General features: G+C 65.4%; 20 protein-coding genes. 9 read left to right on the top strand and 11 right to left on the bottom strand.

Annotated elements, in window-relative coordinates; all coding sequences use genetic code 11:
* Positions 1-15: 15 nt before the first annotated feature.
* Positions 16-1,626, top strand: a complete 1,611-nt coding sequence (locus tag BAY15_RS03175) for an ABC-F family ATP-binding cassette domain-containing protein (protein ID WP_068848912.1) — start codon at positions 16-18, stop codon at positions 1,624-1,626.
* Positions 1,627-1,763: 137 nt separating this feature from the next.
* Positions 1,764-2,135, top strand: coding sequence for a MerC domain-containing protein (locus tag BAY15_RS03170; RefSeq protein ID WP_068848910.1), 372 nt, complete (start codon positions 1,764-1,766; stop codon positions 2,133-2,135).
* A gap of 31 nt (positions 2,136-2,166) precedes the next feature.
* Here BAY15_RS03170 and BAY15_RS19500 read toward each other — a convergent pair whose 3' ends face one another.
* The gene (locus BAY15_RS19500; RefSeq protein WP_068848909.1) at positions 2,167-2,502 is read right to left on the bottom strand and encodes a hypothetical protein; all 336 of its coding nucleotides are present in this window, start codon (positions 2,500-2,502) and stop codon (positions 2,167-2,169) included.
* Between the two features lie 111 nt (positions 2,503-2,613).
* On the opposite strand from BAY15_RS19500, the gene BAY15_RS03160 reads away from it, so the two are divergent.
* Positions 2,614-3,039 (top strand): hypothetical protein, encoded by a 426-nt coding sequence (locus BAY15_RS03160; RefSeq protein ID WP_068848907.1) that lies wholly within the window; start codon positions 2,614-2,616, stop codon positions 3,037-3,039.
* Between the two features lie 306 nt (positions 3,040-3,345).
* Here the strand turns inward: BAY15_RS03160 and BAY15_RS18770 are convergent, their stop codons facing one another.
* Both BAY15_RS18770 and BAY15_RS03155 read right to left on the bottom strand, forming a co-directional pair.
* Entirely contained in the window at positions 3,346-3,831 is a 486-nt protein-coding gene (locus BAY15_RS18770; RefSeq protein WP_083214056.1) for an REP-associated tyrosine transposase, read from the bottom strand.
* Positions 3,832-3,912: 81 nt separating this feature from the next.
* The gene (locus BAY15_RS03155; RefSeq protein WP_068848905.1) at positions 3,913-4,728 is read right to left on the bottom strand and encodes a hypothetical protein; all 816 of its coding nucleotides are present in this window, start codon (positions 4,726-4,728) and stop codon (positions 3,913-3,915) included.
* A gap of 151 nt (positions 4,729-4,879) precedes the next feature.
* On the opposite strand from BAY15_RS03155, the gene BAY15_RS03150 reads away from it, so the two are divergent.
* The 3 genes from BAY15_RS03150 to BAY15_RS03140 all read left to right on the top strand — a co-directional run bounded on the left by BAY15_RS03150 (position 4,880) and on the right by BAY15_RS03140 (position 7,204).
* Positions 4,880-5,233 carry a hypothetical protein gene (locus tag BAY15_RS03150; RefSeq protein WP_068848904.1) on the top strand — a complete coding sequence of 118 codons (354 nt, stop codon included), beginning with the start codon at positions 4,880-4,882 and terminating at the stop codon, positions 5,231-5,233.
* An 86-nt stretch (positions 5,234-5,319) separates the two neighbouring features.
* Positions 5,320-6,162 (top strand): class I SAM-dependent methyltransferase, encoded by an 843-nt coding sequence (locus BAY15_RS03145; RefSeq protein WP_068854528.1) that lies wholly within the window; start codon positions 5,320-5,322, stop codon positions 6,160-6,162.
* Positions 6,163-6,271: 109 nt separating this feature from the next.
* A complete protein-coding gene (locus BAY15_RS03140; RefSeq protein ID WP_068848902.1) occupies positions 6,272-7,204 on the top strand; it encodes a GAF domain-containing protein in 933 nt (310 codons plus the stop codon).
* A 129-nt stretch (positions 7,205-7,333) separates the two neighbouring features.
* On the opposite strand, the gene BAY15_RS19330 is transcribed toward BAY15_RS03140, so the two are convergent.
* From BAY15_RS19330 to BAY15_RS03115, 6 genes are all read right to left on the bottom strand, one after another.
* A complete protein-coding gene (locus BAY15_RS19330) occupies positions 7,334-7,507 on the bottom strand; it encodes a hypothetical protein (protein WP_099047382.1) in 174 nt (57 codons plus the stop codon).
* 105 nt (positions 7,508-7,612) lie between these two features.
* Positions 7,613-8,425 (bottom strand): alpha/beta fold hydrolase, encoded by an 813-nt coding sequence (locus BAY15_RS03135; protein ID WP_068848900.1) that lies wholly within the window; start codon positions 8,423-8,425, stop codon positions 7,613-7,615.
* A 139-nt stretch (positions 8,426-8,564) separates the two neighbouring features.
* Positions 8,565-9,392, bottom strand: coding sequence for an alpha/beta fold hydrolase (locus BAY15_RS03130; protein ID WP_068854527.1), 828 nt, complete (start codon positions 9,390-9,392; stop codon positions 8,565-8,567).
* A gap of 343 nt (positions 9,393-9,735) precedes the next feature.
* Complete coding sequence (locus BAY15_RS19495) at positions 9,736-10,167, bottom strand: XVIPCD domain-containing protein (RefSeq protein ID WP_237334310.1); 432 nt, start codon at positions 10,165-10,167, stop codon at positions 9,736-9,738.
* Positions 10,168-10,170: 3 nt separating this feature from the next.
* Positions 10,171-10,824 carry a hypothetical protein gene (locus BAY15_RS03120; RefSeq protein ID WP_157771685.1) on the bottom strand — a complete coding sequence of 218 codons (654 nt, stop codon included), beginning with the start codon at positions 10,822-10,824 and terminating at the stop codon, positions 10,171-10,173.
* A gap of 24 nt (positions 10,825-10,848) precedes the next feature.
* Positions 10,849-11,193: a winged helix-turn-helix transcriptional regulator gene (locus tag BAY15_RS03115; RefSeq protein WP_068848894.1), complete on the bottom strand. Its 345-nt coding sequence runs from the start codon at positions 11,191-11,193 to the stop codon at positions 10,849-10,851.
* Between the two features lie 108 nt (positions 11,194-11,301).
* Here BAY15_RS03115 and BAY15_RS03110 point away from each other — a divergent pair, with 108 nt between their 5' ends.
* On the top strand, positions 11,302-12,291 hold the full coding sequence (locus BAY15_RS03110) for an MDR family oxidoreductase (protein WP_068848892.1): 990 nt from the start codon (positions 11,302-11,304) through the stop codon (positions 12,289-12,291).
* Between the two features lie 164 nt (positions 12,292-12,455).
* The gene (locus tag BAY15_RS03105; RefSeq protein WP_083214054.1) at positions 12,456-13,538 is read left to right on the top strand and encodes a S41 family peptidase; all 1,083 of its coding nucleotides are present in this window, start codon (positions 12,456-12,458) and stop codon (positions 13,536-13,538) included.
* A 232-nt stretch (positions 13,539-13,770) separates the two neighbouring features.
* Here BAY15_RS03105 and BAY15_RS03100 read toward each other — a convergent pair whose 3' ends face one another.
* Positions 13,771-14,913, bottom strand: a complete 1,143-nt coding sequence (locus BAY15_RS03100) for a YncE family protein (protein ID WP_068848890.1) — start codon at positions 14,911-14,913, stop codon at positions 13,771-13,773.
* Positions 14,914-15,111: 198 nt separating this feature from the next.
* Between BAY15_RS03100 and BAY15_RS03095 the strand changes: the two genes are divergently transcribed.
* A complete protein-coding gene (locus BAY15_RS03095; RefSeq protein WP_083214053.1) occupies positions 15,112-15,327 on the top strand; it encodes a hypothetical protein in 216 nt (71 codons plus the stop codon).
* 6 nt (positions 15,328-15,333) lie between these two features.
* Here the strand turns inward: BAY15_RS03095 and BAY15_RS18765 are convergent, their stop codons facing one another.
* Positions 15,334-16,197 (bottom strand): XVIPCD domain-containing protein, encoded by an 864-nt coding sequence (locus BAY15_RS18765; RefSeq protein ID WP_157771684.1) that lies wholly within the window; start codon positions 16,195-16,197, stop codon positions 15,334-15,336.
* Positions 16,198-16,376: the final 179 nt, after the last annotated feature.

Here is a 16,376-nt window from a genome sequence, read left to right as displayed (position 1 = left end):
ATTGCTGGAGGTCGCATGACCGCATTCACCCTCACGCTCGACCGCGTGACATTCACCCTGCCCGATGGCCGGGTGCTGTTCCCTGAACTTTCTGCCTCGTTCGATACCACCCCTACCGGCCTGGTGGGTCGCAACGGCGTGGGCAAGAGCGTGCTCGGCCGCCTGCTGGCCGGGCAGCTCCAGCCCAGCAGCGGGCACATCCAGCGGCAAGGCCACGTGCACCTGCTTGCCCAGCACAGTGGCGTGCTGCCCGGCCGCATCGTCGACCTGGCCGGCGTCGCCCCGCAGTTGGATGCACTGGACCGGATCGAAGCCGGCAGCGTGGACCCGCACGACTTCGCCGTGGTGGGCGAACGCTGGACCCTGCGCGAGCAGTTGCAGGCGCAATGGCAGCGGCTTGGCCTGCCCGAACTGGATCCCGCGCAACCGGCCGCCACGCTCAGCGGCGGCCAGGCCATGCAGGTGGCGTTGGCCGGTGCCCTGCTCTCAGACGCGGATGCACTGGTGCTGGACGAGCCCAGCAACCACCTCGACAGCGCACATCGAACCCGGCTGATCGAGGCGCTGGCGCAGTGGCGTGGCGGCCTGATCGTCATCAGCCACGACCGCGCGTTGCTGCGGGAGATGCAGCGCATTGTCGAACTCACGCCCAGCGGGTTGCGCAGCTACGGCGGCAACTACGACCTGTATGCCGCGCAGAAGCAGGCCGAACAGGCCAGCGCCGAAGCCGAGCTTGCCCTGCGCAAGCGCGAGCGCCGGCAGGAGCAGGCCGCACTACGCGAACAGCGCGAGCGGCAGGAACACCGCCAATCACGCGCCCAGCGCGATGCCCGCACCGCCAACCAGGCCCCCATCCTGCTGGGCGGCATGAAGAACCGCGCCGAGCACAGCGCCGGCCGGCTGCAGGCGCAGCAGCTTGAACGGCGCGCAGCGGCCGACAACCGGGTACGGGAGGCGGCAGCGGGGGTTGATGAGGCCGTCCAGATTGCAATGCTCGGGCCCAGCCTGGCCGCGCCCGGTCCGCAACAGGTCGCCACGCTTGCCAACGTGCACCTGCCATGGGTGGAGGCGCCTTGGCGGCGCATCACCCTGCATCTCCAGCGCGGCGACCGCATCGGCGTGCGCGGCCGCAACGGCAGTGGCAAGTCCACCCTGCTGCGGGTGCTGGCCGGTGAGGTGGCGCCGCTTGGTGGCGAGGTCAAGCGCGCGGCTGGCATCGCCCTGCTTGACCAGACGTTGTCCGCGCTTCCCGCGCAGGATTCCGCGCTGCAGCTGTTGCAGCGCGCGAACCCGATGGCCAGCGAGGGCCCCCTGCGCACCCAGCTGGCCCTGCTCGGCCTGGATGCCGAGCGCAGCCTGCGCCCGCTGGCCAGCCTGAGCGGTGGCGAACGGGTCAAGGCCGCGCTGGCCGCCGTGCTGTATGCGGACGTCCCGCCGCAGCTACTGCTGCTCGACGAGCCGGGCAACCACCTGGACCTGGCCTCGCTGGCCGCGCTGGAGCAGATGCTCAATCAGTACCGCGGCAGCGTAGTGATCGTCTCGCACGACCAGGCACTGCTGGATGCCGTGCAGCTGACCCATCATCTGGATGCCGGCGAGGAGGGGTGGCAGTTGAAGCTGCTGTAGTCGCGTACCTCAAGCACGCGCCCAGGCAACCGGCAGGCGGGAGTCGAAAGGGATGGCAGAGGCCGTCATGGTGGCGAAAGCCTGGACGTGGATTGAAATGTTACTATATAACACCAATCGTTCCAGACCCTTCCCCCATGAAGACCACCAACGCCCTGCTCGACGCCGGCGCCATCGCCCTTTCCAGCCTGTGCCTGCTGCACTGCCTGGCCCTGCCGCTGCTCGCCGCCGCCCTGCCGCTGATGGGGGTGTGGGCTGAAGCGGAGTGGGTACACATCGTGTTCGTGGCCATCGCCGCCCCGACCACCGGCTTCGCGCTATGGCGCGCCCACCGCAAGCAACCGCTGCCGGCCGTGGCGATCATCAGTGCAACCGCCGGTCTGCTTTTGCTTCTGGCGGGCGCAGCCGGGTGGCCGAGCCACGAAGCGGAGACGCCGATGACGGTAACCGGCAGCCTGCTCCTCGCCAGCACCCACATCTGGAACGCCTGGCGCCGCCACCGTCATTGAACCTGCATGGGGCAACGCCGCATGCTTGGCGTTACAGGCGGAGCAACATTCCTGCGAGGAACAGGAGCAGCGGCAAGGCGCTGATGATGGCGCCCACAATGCCCACCCATGGCCAGCTCTCGCGACGTACGCGCGAGCCGATGGTCAGCAGCAGGCCCAGTACCGACGACGCCAGTACGCCCACCGCTACTCCGGCACTTCCGACCAGCAGACGCCCCATTTCAGGTGATGCCTGCGCCACTGCGTAGGCCGCCGTCAGGATCACCGGGGCTACCAGCCAACTGGCGGTGCCGAGCAGCGGCCAGCGCTGGCCAGAGGCGCGGGAATCGACACGGGTGTGCAGCGGCTGGGAAGTCGGTTGCGGCATGTACGTGCTCCGTAGGTCTCTCCAACCGTACACCCAACGCAACGCGTACACACCGCCTGCGCAGGTAAAAGTTCACGATGCCCGCAAACCTGTCCCTGGGGGGGATCCGCCATGCGCACATTACCGTTCATGCTTCTGCTGCCCGGCCTGCTGCTGCTCTCAGCCTGCGGCGACCGCGACAATGCCGCCGGGATGTTCTCTTCCGACCCGCTGCTGGGCTGCTTTGCCACCCACCCCCGCAAGCCGGCCGAGTTCCGCATCGAACAGCAGCAGGGGCAGTACTTCGTTTCCTTCAACCGCGACGAGCAATGGCAGCGCGACACCACGCCGCTGCAGCTCTCCTCGCGCGCCGATATCGCTCGCTTCTTCAAGGATGATGCCGACCAGATCGACAAGGCGCTGGTGCGTCCGACGGGCGGCTTCGGCATCTTTCACTTCAATCCCGGCGCCACCCTCAAGGGCAAGGACAAGGACAGCGACTACATGGCGCTGGTGCTGATCGGCGCCGGCCCGGTGTTCCAGGTGACCTGCCCTTGAGCGCCTCACCCAAGGCGCCGCCCTGCGGCGAACCACGGATATGCAATTGCCGCCGGGGTTTCCTCGTCGGTGCGGATCCCCACCGCACCAAACCCCGGGGTGACTTACGCACGTAGCGGCGCGTATGCCGCCGTGCTCCCGCTCCCCTGTACGGCCGACCCGCCCAACGCCACGTACGACCCCGTTGCACGGCCACCCCCGGTAGCGGCATACGGCGGCGCGCGTCCCTGCGCACGGGACGCGCCAGCCATCCGAGTCGCCCACCCACCATCCAGCGCACGCCGCGCGGCACGGTCCGCCCGTACTTCAGCATGGCCCGCCCTCCCTGGCACAACGGCGGTGGATGGAACTGTAGGGCCACTCGCAGGCCTCGCGAACGAACCCGTTCTGCACGGGATAGCTGTGTACGTAAGCGATGTGGCGCTGCACGTCATCGGCATCGACCAACCGTCGCTCACGGAAGTCGGAGTGCCATAGCGGCCGAACCGTGCGGTCACGGCGCACCATCGCACGCGGTGGATGACCCGGCAGCTGGCGGTCGAACACGGCCTGGATCTGCAGCCATCGCCGGTGGCCCTCTTCGTCCCCATCCGGCAGCGTCCACACGCCGTGCAGATGATCGGGCAGCACCACGATCGCATTGATCCGGAACGGCCGCGCCTGCTGCGCTATCCGGAATGCCAGCCGCAGTAACTGCGCGTGCTCCACCAGCAGGCGGCTGTAGCGATCACGAAGATGCGCGCTGAAGAAGTACGCGCTGCCGGGTTGCCAGGAGGGGGTTTCAGTAGCCATGCGCGCAGTGTGCAAATCTGCGCGAGCTCGAACGATCGGGGCAGCCCGCGCGCAGGCGTCAGTGCGCCGCCCGGCCCGCGGTCAGGATGCGGCGCGTGGCGGTCCCAGTTCGCTTTCACATGCCACTTGAGCTGCGTGCCTGATCTGCTCGCCCAGCATCAGGGCGTTCTCTTCGCCCAAGCGCTTCGCCGCCAGCGAAGCAGGCGGCAGCAGACGCCGCAGGGCATCGCTCACCGGCACCGACCAACTGCGCGGCGTTGAGGGGACATCCACTTCCGGCAGGTCACCCAAGGTCCACGGCAGCATCTGCAGCTTCTGCGATCGCGACGAAATGACCTGATCGGGCGCGTCGCGGAAACGGATGACCACGCGCATCATGGGGTAGTCGTCGGTCCATTCCATCTGCGTGTAGTACGTATCCAGCTGCGCTCGCAACGCGCTCCCCTTCATGAGGTCGAACATCCGATTGCGGATGTTTTCGGCGGTACACGCAGGTACGTTGCGGCTCGCGCCGGGCGCTGAGCGTTCCAGCATCCCGAGCGGGCGCACCCGACGCGCCATCACCTGCATCGCCCGTTCGCGCGGCCAGGGTGCTGCCGACAGCGCCCACACCAGCTCGCCCACCCGCTGCGCCGGCACCGTGGCCTGCGTGGTTTCCACTCCCTCTGCCGTTTCCACTTTCGAGGTACGGGTAAACGCACGTTGGCCACCGCTGCGCTGCAGCCGGTGTACTTCGTCGGCGCGGCTCCAGCCGCTGTACTGGTACTGGATCTCCACCGAGCGCACGTTGTCTATCGCAGCCGGCGGCGGCCCGCTGCCCGGTACCGTGCACGCCACCAGCAGCACGGCAGGCGTGCACCCGAGGAAGCGCAGAACGACGCGGTTGAAGATTGGCATGCTGTCATTCTAGACCCGTCCGCAGGCGACGCGCCGCACAGTATTGAACCTGTCAATCGCTCCAGTTCCGGCTCTGCGACGCAGTGCACGGCGACGGTCCGATCGACCGGGACACAGTGCCCTCACCTCGGCCCAACGCGCAGCCTCTCCCATGTTCTCCGTGCTTCTGTTCCTGCTTGCCAGCAACCGTTCCGAGCAGTTCCCGCCCGGCTACCACGACCGCCCCGGATTCTCCGACGACGGTACCCACGTCATCATCCGTACCGCCCTGTGGGACGACTTCAACGGCGGTAAGGCCCCGGTAGAGCAGGTCCTCATTCCCAACGAGGACGGCTCCTTCACCTACCAGTACGCGCGTCAGTCCCGCGCCACGCGGATGTACCACGCCACCTACTGCTGGTTCCACCAGATGTACCCCGAAGACTCAACCTCCAGCGGCCCCGGTACTTACGGCGGCTGGAGCTGCGGCCGCAGCACGGAACACCCACCGGCGCCGCCTGCGTGAACCAGCCCGGCGGCCATCTCGGTTACGATGCCCACCCCTTCCTGCCCGTCGGCCGGCTGCCCTGCAGCACGGTCCGCCCTGATCCCGTGACGCACTACACCGGCCCCCTGCTCACCCGCCCCCTCGCCGAAGCCCTGGTTCGCGCCCGCGATGCCGGTGCGACCGAGTGGACCGGCTCCCTCGATCTGGCACGCTCCAGCGGTACCGCCACGCTGGGCGCCGAGAGCTGGCAGTGGAAGGGTGAAACCTACGCCTACCCGGGCAAGACCAAGGACCGCACCCTGTACTACTGGGATGGCGAGGAATTCCTGGCGGTATCCCGGTTCGGCTCGGCGCTGATCAAGCTGGTGCCCACCGAGTGGGACGCGCCGACCTTCGAGATCGACGGCATCAAGATGCTGCCCAGCGCGCAGGTTTCGCCTTACGAGGATGCGCGCCGCAAGGTGGCGCTGGTGGCCCCGGCAGGCAAGACCGTGCTCGATACCTGCGGCGGGCTGGGTTACTTCGCTGCCTGCTGCCTGGAGGCCGGGGTCACCCGCATCCAGTCGTTCGAGAAGAATCCGGATGTGCTGTGGCTGCGCACGCTCAACCCGTGGTCGCCCGACCCGGAAGCGGCCAGCAGTGGTGGCCGCCTATCGCTGACCCACGCCGATGTATCGCAGGCGATCGAGGGGCTGGAAAGCAGCTCGGTGGACGCCATCCTGCATGACCCGCCGCGCTTCGGCATCGCCGGCGAGCTGTACTCGCAGGTGTTCTACGACCAGCTGGCGCGGGTGATCCGCAAGGGCGGGCGCATGTTCCATTACACCGGCGCGCCCAACAAGCTCACCAGCGGCCGCGATGTGCCGCGCGAGGTCGCCAAGCGCCTGGAAAAGGCCGGCTTCAAGGCCGAACTGGCCCTCGACGGGGTGCTGGCGGTCAAGCGCTGATCCCGGCCGACGCGCAGGTGAACCGGCGGCCACGCCTCTACCCGCGCTTAACCCCGGCGCGGGTCCGCTGACCTACGCTACGGTTTCGTTCCACGTCCCAGGTACCTGCATGACCCCGAGCACTCCTGTCGCCTTCGATGAAACCGAACGCCAGCGCGCCCTGGATGCGCTGCACATCGTGGGCAGCCTGCCCGAACCGGCCTACGACGATATCGTCAAAGTCGCTGCCGCCGTCTGCGGCACCCCGATGGCGCTGGTCACCCTGATCGACCGTGACCGCCAGTGGTTCAAGGCCCGCACCGGCCTGGAAGGCGTGCAGACCGAGCGCAACGTGGCCGTGTGCGACCACGCCATCCGCCAGCCGACCCAGCTGATGGAAGTGGGCGACCTCAACCAGGACGCCCGCTTTGCCGACAACCCCGTGCTGAAGGACCTGGGCGCCCGCTTCTACGCAGGCATGCCGCTGGTCACCGAAGATGGCGCCGCCGTGGGCAGCGTGTGCGTGGTGGACGTCAACCCACGCGAGCTAAACACGACCCAGCGCGAAGCCCTGCAGGCATTGGCCCGGCTGACCATGACCCTGATGGAAAGCCGCGGCCGCGAACGCGAGCAGCAGGTGGCCGCCATCCTGGACCAGGGCGTTGCGGAAGAAACCGCCGTTGCCCCGGACGCTGCCGGCGCCTATACCGTGGTGATCCTGGAGCTGCAGGACCTGTCCGAGCTGGCCCAGCGCCTCGGCGAGCGCACCCTGGACCGCCAGCTGCAGCAGCTGGACCAAGCGCTGGAACATTGCCTGCAACCAGAGCGTGGGGACAGCATCAACCGCGTGACCGGCAGCGGTGAGTTCATCGCCGTGCTCGGCAGCGACCACGTGGACGATACCGTGGAGAAATTGCAGCAGGTGGCCCGTGAAACGAGCCAAAGCTTGGGCAGCCCGCTGCTGCTGGGCGCCGCGTCCACCAGCACTGGCGAAGCCACTACCGCTGTTTTCCTTCGGGCCGACCAGGCATTGAGCGCCGCGAAAGACGCGCTACGCGCCTGAGGAAAGACCACCGTCGTAGAGCCAGGCCCGCCTGGCTTCGCGGTGCCGGAACGGAAAGCTGACACGCATGGCGTGTCGCTACGCGACTTGGTCCCCGCATGGCGTTTTTCAGTCCCCGGGTGACGTGTTTTAGTCGCCGCGTGGGAGCTTCTTCGCCCACATGTTGTCGACCAGATTCGGGTACGCCCGCCCGTTCTCTTCAGCACGCTGCCGCGCCGCCGCCTTCTGCGACGCCGACAACGGCTGCCCTTTCTTCCCCTTGGGATTGGGCTTCTCCCAAGGCGGCGTAGTGCTCTTGCGCATTCAATCACCCCACAAAAGGAGAAGGCGGGAACACGCCAAACGCGCCCCGCCCCCCGTAGCGACACGCCACGCGTGTCCCACGCTATCTTTGCAACCCGGCCTACCTCACCGCGCCAGGAACGCAACCAACGCTGCATTGAACTGCTCGGCATGGCTGGCATTACACCCATGCGGCGCATCCTTCAGCAGCACCACCTCGCTACCTCGAATCGCCTCATGCGTACGGCGGCCCGAGCCTTCATACGGCACCGTGCCGTCGCTGTCACCATGCAGCACCAGCGTGGGCACCGTAACCTTCTTCAGGTCCTCGCGGAAATCGGTGGTGCCAAACGCCTTCATGCAGCCCAGCGCCGCCGTCTGATCAGACTGCTTGCACAGCTCGATTGCTTCCTGGCGCTGCTTTTCAGTGACCTTCAACTCGCCATTGGCGCTGAAGAAATCCTTGGTGAACCCGTCGAAGAACTCGTCACGGTGGTTCTCCAGCCCCATCCGCATCTGCTCGGCTTTTTCTTCGGCCAGCGGGCCGTCCGGGTTGTCGGCGGTCTTAAGCATGTAGGGCGGCACCGCCGCAGCGAATACCACGCTGCGAAGGCGCTGTTCCCCGTGGCGAGCGATGTAGCGCGCAACTTCGCCGCCGCCCATCGAGAAGCCCACCAGCGTCGCATCCTGCAGGTCCAGCTGCTCCAGCACCCCGGCAAGGTCGTCGGCCAGCGTGTCGTACTCATAGCCATCGGCCGGCTTTTCCGAACGGCCGAAGCCACGGCGGTCATAGGCCACCACGCGGTAGCCCGCGGCCTTCAGCACCGGCACCTGGGCACGCCAGGATTCGGCCGACAGCGGCCAGCCGTGGATCAGCACAACCGGGCGACCGGTGCCGCCGGTGTCTTCAACGTGTAGACGTACGCGTGTTGCAGTCATGGATAGCTCCAGATTCGCCAATGGATGGCCCATGCTAATCGGCTGATGCGGACATGACGTGAGCATTTCTTTGCTTTGAACTTACACATTGTGCACAAAGTGCACGCGTTTTATGACCTTGCCTTGACCGTTGGCCCCGCTACTCCGGAAGAAGCCGCAACAATGCTTCATTGAACTCATCTGCATTGGTGATGTTCAGGCCATGCGGCGCACCTGTGATAAGGGCAACCAAGCCGCTTTTCATGGCCCACCGGGTTCCAAGCGCTGCGTTCTGAACTGGCGCGAATTCATCTGCCGTGCCGTGCAGGATCGTTGCAGGTGCTCCGACTACGGCAAGTTCGGACCGGTGGTCGGTCGTACAGACCGATTCCAGGCATCTCATGGCGGCAGTTTGGTCGGACGTCTCGCACATTCGAACGAGCTCTTCAAGCTGGTCCAAGGTGATCTTCAATTCTCCGTTGACGCTGTGATGGTCCTCCATCAATGAAGTAAAGAACGCGCTGCGATCGTCGCCGAGCGCCTGCAACATGCGCACGTATTCCGAAGATTGCAGCCACCCGTTCGGGTTCGTATCGGATCTGAGCATGAATGGCGTCACGGTCGAAACCAGCATCAGGCGTCTGATGCCTTCCCCGCCTAATAGCACCTCGGCCCGCGCTGCTTCGGCCGCTCCCATGCCGAAGCCAACGAGGCTGACGTTGGTGAGCTGCATGTCCACGATCAACGCGGCCAGGTCAGCGGCTGTTTCATCGTAGCTGTAGCCCTCGCTCGGCTTCTCCGATCGCCCGAAACCTCGCCGGTCATAGGAAATGACGCGGTAGCCGGCGCTGCGCAGTGAGGGAACCTGCAGCTTCCACTGATCCAGGGTAAGTGGCCAATCGTGCACCAACACCACCGGGCGACCATCGCCGCCGGTGTCTTCAACATGCAGGTTCACGCGCTTGTGTTTGGCAAGAACATCATTCATGACAGGCTCCAGAATGGAGGACGGCTGACTACGCATGACCGCTGGCCATGCGTGAAGTCGCCTTCCTTACAACCTGTTCCCCGTCCAGCGCGAGCGCACCGGCCGCCTCACGGTGTGAGGCCTGCAGCGAGCGTACGACGGGCTTTCTAAGGATCTCGTGAAGCACTCGGTCGCCAATGACGAAGTGCGGGTGGGCGTGGCCCGAACCGGTACGTTTCACCGAATATCGATAGGCTGCAGGTGGACTTCTATCTGAATGCGCGCGGGCACGTGAACGCGCTGAGTGTGGTGCATGGCGAAGGGCGGGCGCGGTATGTGCGGAAGCGGATGTAACGGGTAAGCATCACCCCATTCGCCGCACGGCAGCCTCACGCTCCTGCGATTGCGTCTGTTCGGCCTGCGCCGCCAGCTGCTGGGTCTGCTGGTTGGCGTTGGCCAACTGCTCGCCACGTTCCAGCGAAGCTTCAACCGGGGTCTGGGCGGCCTGCGCGGTGGGCATGGAAGCGCGCAGATGTGCTGGGTCGTTGCGCTCGCCCTGCACGACGAAGATGTTTTCAGCTGCCGTCGCGTTTGGGGTGCGCTCACTGAGCATTACGTGGTCCACGCGCGATAGCCCATTTTCCTTGGCGAGCACATTCAGGCTTGCGCTGACACGTTCTTTGCCATGTTCAACAACCAGGTACATGTGCCCGGCAGCAGAGGTGCCACCAGCGCGCAGCGGCGTTCCGGGAGCTGCGACGTAGACGGTAACGGTGTAGGGAGCTTCCCTGCTCATCAGTTACTTCCCCCGCTTGAAGTAGGCAACCACCAACTCTGCGTTCTGGCCCTGAAACTCGGGGTGGTCACTCATCAGCTCAACAGTCAGCCGATAGTGACCCGGTGCGATGTGCTCTGCAGCTGCAAACTGGAAGTACGTTTCAACGTGCGTCGAGTTCAGCAAGCCTGCCTCCTCAAGCAGCGACGTATCCACACTGGTCACAGTGACACCGGGCACCGCCCCGTCGGGCGGTAGCGCCATCCATTCGCCCGGCTCCCCAGTGGGCCTGCTGAGAGGAACAGCCGCGATGGAACCTTCGGTCACGCGGAGAAGGCGTACCTTTGCCTGAAGGTCTGCTTGAAGCACCCGGCTGGCCAGCGCGATATCTGCGTCCGCATTCTGGCTCAAGGTGCGGAACCCAAGCATCAACATGGGTGACGCATTCCGACCTGGCGGTGGAAGCTCAAACTCCACATTCACCACCTCGCCTGCCTTGTCCAAGGCAATGGGCCGGGTAAGAGGAACCTCCGTTCGCATCGCAGCGCTCTCCTTGTTGGCTTGCACATGGGGCTTGGCGGTTTGCGCTTCCCGCCCGCACGCGGCGAGGCCGGCAATGACGAACAGCGTCGCGGCGCCCATCAGCATCGATCTTGTTGCCCAAAGCTTCATGGTCAATTCTCTTCCTGGTAACGAGCGCCTTCACGCCTCTTCAGCGGTCTCCTGGGTCTTCTTGTACGAATCCCCCCAATCCCGCATCGCCAACAGCACCGGCACCAGTGTCCGGCCCAGTTCCGAAAGCCTGTACTCCACCTTCGGCGGCACCTCGGGGTACACATGCCGCACTACCACGCCATCGGCCTCCAGCTCGCGGAGCTGGCTGGTCAACATCGATTGGGTGGCGTTGGGGATGAGCCGGGTCAGCTCCATGAATCGCCGGGTGCGTGACACCAGGTAGAACAGGATCACCGGCTTCCACGTGCCGCCGATGACCGACAGCGTGGCCTCCACGCTGCAGCCGGTTTTGCCATATACGCGCCGCGCCATTACGGGATACTCCTGAAAATCATAGTACCTATGGGAAAGCATAGTTCTTGTGGCAACCACGGTGCGACCATAGCATGCAGGTCATGTCCCCAGAGGTGATCGATGCCCATGAAATTCAATGCCCTGCTGGCCACGAAAGAAAACGGCCAGGTCTCCACCCAGCTGGTGGCCTTTGACGAAGCCGACCTGCACGAAGGCAATGTGCTCGTGCAGGTGGACTACTCCACCCTGAACTACAAAGACTCACTGGCGATGACCAACGCCTCGCCAGTGATCCGTACGTTCCCGCTCATTCCCGGCATCGACCTGGCCGGCACCGTGCTGGAATCGGGCAATGCCGGCTTTCGCCAAGGCGACCGCGTCGTGCTCAACGGTTACGGCCTCAGCCAGACCCACCACGGCGGGCTGGCGCAGCGCGCGCGCGTTCCCGGCGAGTGGCTGGTGAAGTTGCCTGACGGCATCAGCAGCAAAGACGCCATGGCGATCGGCACGGCAGGCTACACCGCCATGCTGTGCGTTCTTGCGCTGGAACACGGCGGCGTGAAGCCCGAGCACGGCGACATCCTGGTGACGGGTGCCAACGGTGGCGTAGGCTCCATCGCCTTGGCCATTCTCTCCAAGCTGGGCTACCGCACGGTGGCGTCCACCGGCCGACCCGAACATGCGCAGTACCTCAAGGACCTGGGCGCCGACGAGATCATCGACCGCGCCACGCTGGCCGAGCCGCGCACCCTCCCGCTGGATGCCGAGCGCTGGGCCGGCGTGGTGGATGTCGCCGGCAGCCACACGCTGGCCAATGCCCTGGCGCAGACGAAATACCGGGGCGTGGTGGCGGCCGCCGGGCTGGCGCAGGGTACCGACCTGCCCACCTCTGTGCTGCCCTTCATCCTGCGCAACGTCACCCTGGCCGGTATCGACTCGGTGCAGGCACCGCATGCCGTGCGTGCTGAAGCGTGGAAGCGGCTCGCGACCGACCTGGACCTGGGCAAGCTGGCCAGCACCGTTGAAGTGATCGGGCTGGAAAAGGTGCTGGACGTGTTCCCGGCATTCCTGGAAGGCAAGGTGCGTGGGCGACTGGTGGTGGATGTGAACGCCTGACCATTTCGCCGTAACATCGAAGCAAAGAGCACCGCGGCGCCTTCGAACCAGGCCGCACCACGGTAGGGTCGCACCCCAGTCGACTGCACGTAACCGTGCAACAACCGATTACGGCATGACCCGCAACGAAGGCGCCGCACCCCAGGCAACCACGGAGACCTCAGGTGGCAAAAGCTAAAGGATTAGCAGTACTACTCACCACAACAGCACTAACCGCAGCCTGCATATTCCCAACCCTGGCCGCCCCGTCTTCGCGCGCAAAGGGAACGCCAGACGTACGCGAGACCATCCTCCAGCTGCTCGAACAACGCGCGCTCCACAGCGACCAGATCGATTGGCCTGCAGCACGCCGGCAGCTCACGCAGGCCAGCAGTACGGACGAAGCCGACAAGATCGTCACCGAACTGATCGCCCGCAGCACAGCCAACCACGGCCGCTGGATCCGCACACAGGCGGTGCCCGGCGCTGCTGAGGAGAAGCCGCGATCTGCCAGCAGCCAACAGGTTCGTCAGCGCAATGCGGAAGCAGATCCGCCCGGGCCGACGCGTGGTCCTGAGGATGCAAACGACCCCATCGGCTGGATCCGCGTACCGCCTTTCCTGGACAACCCTTCAGCGCCGCGAGAACTCACACGTCAGCGGCGTCAGGCCTTCGCACGGATGCTGCAGTCGTGGCTCCGGAGCGAGGACCAGCGCCGCCCCTGCGGCTGGATCGTGGACCTCAGGCAAAACGGCGGCGGCAACATGTGGCCCATGCTGGCCGGCATTGCACCCCTGTTGTCCACAGACCCGAAGCATCGCGAGGTCATCGGCGCATTCGTCCGTGGCGCGGAGCATCAGACCTGGAGTATCGAATCCGGGCAGGTCCTGCTCGGAGATCGCTCACCCGTGCGCCTGGATTCTGCGGCTTATGTTCTGCGGCAGCCCGCCCCGCCGATAGCCGTCTTGTTCGGGCCCAGAACGGCAAGTTCCGGGGAAGCACTGGCATTGGCCTTCAGGGGTCGCCCGGCCACTCGCAGCTTCGGTAAGAAGACGGCCGGCTATTCCACGGCCAACGTGCCAACTCCACTTCCTGACGGCAGCAGGTTGCTGCTTACTGTATCGGTATCGGTCGACAGGAAATTGAAAGGCGACGGCGGAAAGCTGGAGCCGGATGTCGCAGTGGAGGATGGGGTAGAGGCAGAATCGGCTGCGCGCAGTTGGTTGATGGCGCAACCTGCATGTCGCGGCGTCGAGGAAGCCCCATAGTCCCTTCGGCAATGCTGCCTACTGCGCTGCTACCAGAACGCTTGGCACGTGTCAGTCCGCGCCGCCTGCGTAACATGAAATTTCGCTGTAACACGACCAGCGTTACGGTGAAAATTCATGTTACGACACTCGCTTTCATCAACGGGCAGGCTGGATCATTCCGCCTGCGTTCTTCACGAACGAAGTTGCCCGACGTCCATCAGCTACGCCGGGCAACACTCCCTATCACGCCTTACAGCGCAATCCGCGCCACAGACTCCTCACTTCCCTTCTCGTCCTTATCCCCATTCTTGATGGTCACGTACAGGACGTTCTTCTTCGCATCCAGTGCCAGGCTGTTCGGGTGGGTCGGCACGTCATAGGTGCCCACCTGCTTGTAGCTCTCGCTGTCATACGCAGTCACCGTGCCCGCTTCGCGGTTGGTCACGTACAGGCGCTTGCGCGGTGCATCCAGCAGCAGGCCCAGCGGGCCGGCGTCGGTGGCGATGCTGGCCAGTTCCTTGCCGGTGGTGGGGTCCAGCACCAGCACGCGCTGGCCCGGGTGCTTGGAGACGAAGCCCGGAATGCTGCTGCCCTGGTACTTGCGGATCATCTCCAGGCCCTGGTCGGTCACGAACAGGCGCTTGCCGCTCGGGTCCAGCGCCAGGTTCATCGGCTGCTCGGCGCTGACCTTGAAGCGCTGCTCCACCTTGCCGGTGTCGGTGCCCACGGTGACCACTTCACCCAGCAGGTTGGAGGTGAGCACGCGCTTGTTGGCCGCATCCAGGGTCAAGCCCGGCGCCTTGGCGTTGCCCAGGCCCGGAATGGTGTTGATGAGCTTCAGCGACTGGGTATCCACTACGAACAGCACGCTGCCTTCGCCGGAGTGGCCGGTCACGTACAGGCGATTGTTCGGGGAATCCACCACCAGCTCGCGCAGGTCGTGGGTGTAGCCGGCCTTGCCGTCCTTGCCGACCTTCTTCTCCATCAGCTGCACGATTCCCACGGCCTTGTTGGAGGCGGTGTCGACCACGGTCACCGAGGTGTCCACGGTGTTGCCCACGTACAGGCGGTTGTGGGCGTCATCGAGCACCACGCCGAAGGCTTTGCGCTCCAGCGGGATCTTCGCCTCAACGGTCAGCGAATCCGGATTCAGGCGCAGCACCTGGGCCGGGCCGGCGGCATCGCCGAAGCCGCCCGAAGAGGCCACGAACAGCGCGTTCTGGGTGGGGCTGAATGCCAGCTCGTACAGGCCCTGGGCCACGGCGGCGCGCTGCACGGAGGAAGCGGCGGCGGTGGTGGCGGCCTTTTCAGCGGCAAAGGCAGACGGGGCGCCAAGGGTCAGGCTGACGGCCAGCGCCAGGGCGGCCGAACGGAACAGGGAACGAGGGTGCATGCGAGCGTCCTTGTGAGAGGCAGAGGAAGGATCCTGGCTCGCGTGGCCGCTGGGAGGAGCGGCCAACCACACGGTCGAATGACGTGGGAAGGCTGGCTGGCCCCGACATCTTAACAGGGGTGGCCGGCGGCGGGATTCCTCCGTCCCACGCCATGAGACGCCCCTGCGCGATCCTGCGATCCGCTTCGGAGGATCAACATGAACAAGATCGACCTTGATTGGCTGGAAGAGTTCGACCAGGCCATGCTCGGGCTGTATGCCATCAACCACAGCGACGCCGGGATGGATGAGCAGCTGCTGGTGAGCTACTACGACCTGGAGCCGCGTGAGGCAGCGCTGGCATTTGGCAATGACTACGACCTGGACCGGATGAACCCGCTGTGGCCGCCGATGGGGCTGGCGCTGAACAGCTGAGCGCAGTCAGTAGCCCATGCTTGCCGCCGCAACCTGCATCTCCTGCTGCACGCGCTGATCTTCTTCCTGCTGCTGCGTTGCCAGTTGCGCGGCGCGCTGTTCCTGCTCGAACGCCGCAACGTCAAACTGCTCAAGAGACTCTTCGAACGGGGTCTTCACTGCCTGCGCCGTTGGCATGCCGGCGCGTTGGTGGCCGGGGTTGTCCAGCACGCCCTGGACCACGAAGACGTTCTGGCCGCCGGGTTGGCTTTCCGTGGGTTGGCTGAGCACCACGTGGTCCACGCTGTCCAGGCCGTTGCTCTTGGCCAGCACCATCAGGCTGCCGGTGAGGCGCTCGCTGGTCTGGTCGTAGCTGCGGCCGTGGGCCTCGTCCAGCTTCGCTACGCCCTCGCGGATCTGCTGGTAGAGGGCGTGGTCGGGGTGCTCGGGGTTGGGGGGTGTCCAAGGTTCCTGCTCATCAGCGGGCTGCGCCACCCGCTCCATGGCAGGCTCTGGTTCTGGCTCCGGCTGTTGCTCCGGCACAGCCTGATTCGCGATGACGTCGTTCGCGGGTTCTTTCAACAGAACGGCATCCGGTTGCTCGGCCACCACCACCTGCTCAACCACGTCTCTCGGCGGCGCCTCTGTAACAGGATCGTCGAGCGAAACTTCATCCCTCAGTGGGTGCTGTGTTGACGCTGCATCCTCCATGCTCGGGAGCTCGGACGTCTCAGCCTGCTCCCCGATCTCAGGCTGGCTGGCATCCACGCGGATAACAGTCTCCGGCACCGCTTCGGGGGTTACCTGCTGCTCTGCCTTCGCTTCTGCGACCGTCGCAGCGAGGTCAGGGACTTCCACCGGTGGCCGTGCGACAGGTTCGGGCTCAGGCACCGGCTGTATCGGTGTCGAGGCGATGTCGGGTGAAGTGGGCGCCGTGTGAGCTTGTGGCTCGGCCACGGACGCTTCGCGCCGGGCCTCCTCTTCCTCGGCAGTACGAGCGAACGCCTCCTGGGTACGCTGCTCTTCGACGTGCTCACGTGCGCCCTGCTCAGCCCCCTGAGCTGTCTGGG

The sequence above is a fragment of the Stenotrophomonas rhizophila genome, assembly GCF_001704155.1.
Classification (GTDB): domain Bacteria; phylum Pseudomonadota; class Gammaproteobacteria; order Xanthomonadales; family Xanthomonadaceae; genus Stenotrophomonas; species Stenotrophomonas rhizophila_A.
The sequence above is the reverse complement of the archived record's forward strand: the minus strand, read 5'-3'. Positions and strand labels throughout refer to the sequence as shown.

What these genes read in the sequence shown, in the direction of transcription:
- BAY15_RS03175 (WP_068848912.1), top strand. Translation starts at nt 16, where the DNA reads ATGACCGCATTCACCCTCACGCTCGACCGCGTGACATTCACCCTGCCC.
- BAY15_RS03170 (WP_068848910.1), top strand. Translation starts at nt 1,764, where the DNA reads ATGAAGACCACCAACGCCCTGCTCGACGCCGGCGCCATCGCCCTTTCC.
- BAY15_RS19500 (WP_068848909.1), bottom strand. Translation starts at nt 2,502, where the DNA reads ATGCCGCAACCGACTTCCCAGCCGCTGCACACCCGTGTCGATTCCCGC.
- BAY15_RS03160 (WP_068848907.1), top strand. Translation starts at nt 2,614, where the DNA reads ATGCGCACATTACCGTTCATGCTTCTGCTGCCCGGCCTGCTGCTGCTC.
- BAY15_RS18770 (WP_083214056.1), bottom strand. Translation starts at nt 3,831, where the DNA reads ATGGCTACTGAAACCCCCTCCTGGCAACCCGGCAGCGCGTACTTCTTC.
- BAY15_RS03155 (WP_068848905.1), bottom strand. Translation starts at nt 4,728, where the DNA reads ATGCCAATCTTCAACCGCGTCGTTCTGCGCTTCCTCGGGTGCACGCCT.
- BAY15_RS03150 (WP_068848904.1), top strand. Translation starts at nt 4,880, where the DNA reads ATGTTCTCCGTGCTTCTGTTCCTGCTTGCCAGCAACCGTTCCGAGCAG.
- BAY15_RS03140 (WP_068848902.1), top strand. Translation starts at nt 6,272, where the DNA reads ATGACCCCGAGCACTCCTGTCGCCTTCGATGAAACCGAACGCCAGCGC.
- BAY15_RS19330 (WP_099047382.1), bottom strand. Translation starts at nt 7,507, where the DNA reads ATGCGCAAGAGCACTACGCCGCCTTGGGAGAAGCCCAATCCCAAGGGG.
- BAY15_RS03135 (WP_068848900.1), bottom strand. Translation starts at nt 8,425, where the DNA reads ATGACTGCAACACGCGTACGTCTACACGTTGAAGACACCGGCGGCACC.
- BAY15_RS03130 (WP_068854527.1), bottom strand. Translation starts at nt 9,392, where the DNA reads ATGAATGATGTTCTTGCCAAACACAAGCGCGTGAACCTGCATGTTGAA.
- BAY15_RS19495 (WP_237334310.1), bottom strand. Translation starts at nt 10,167, where the DNA reads ATGAGCAGGGAAGCTCCCTACACCGTTACCGTCTACGTCGCAGCTCCC.
- BAY15_RS03115 (WP_068848894.1), bottom strand. Translation starts at nt 11,193, where the DNA reads ATGGCGCGGCGCGTATATGGCAAAACCGGCTGCAGCGTGGAGGCCACG.
- BAY15_RS03110 (WP_068848892.1), top strand. Translation starts at nt 11,302, where the DNA reads ATGAAATTCAATGCCCTGCTGGCCACGAAAGAAAACGGCCAGGTCTCC.
- BAY15_RS03100 (WP_068848890.1), bottom strand. Translation starts at nt 14,913, where the DNA reads ATGCACCCTCGTTCCCTGTTCCGTTCGGCCGCCCTGGCGCTGGCCGTC.
- BAY15_RS03095 (WP_083214053.1), top strand. Translation starts at nt 15,112, where the DNA reads ATGAACAAGATCGACCTTGATTGGCTGGAAGAGTTCGACCAGGCCATG.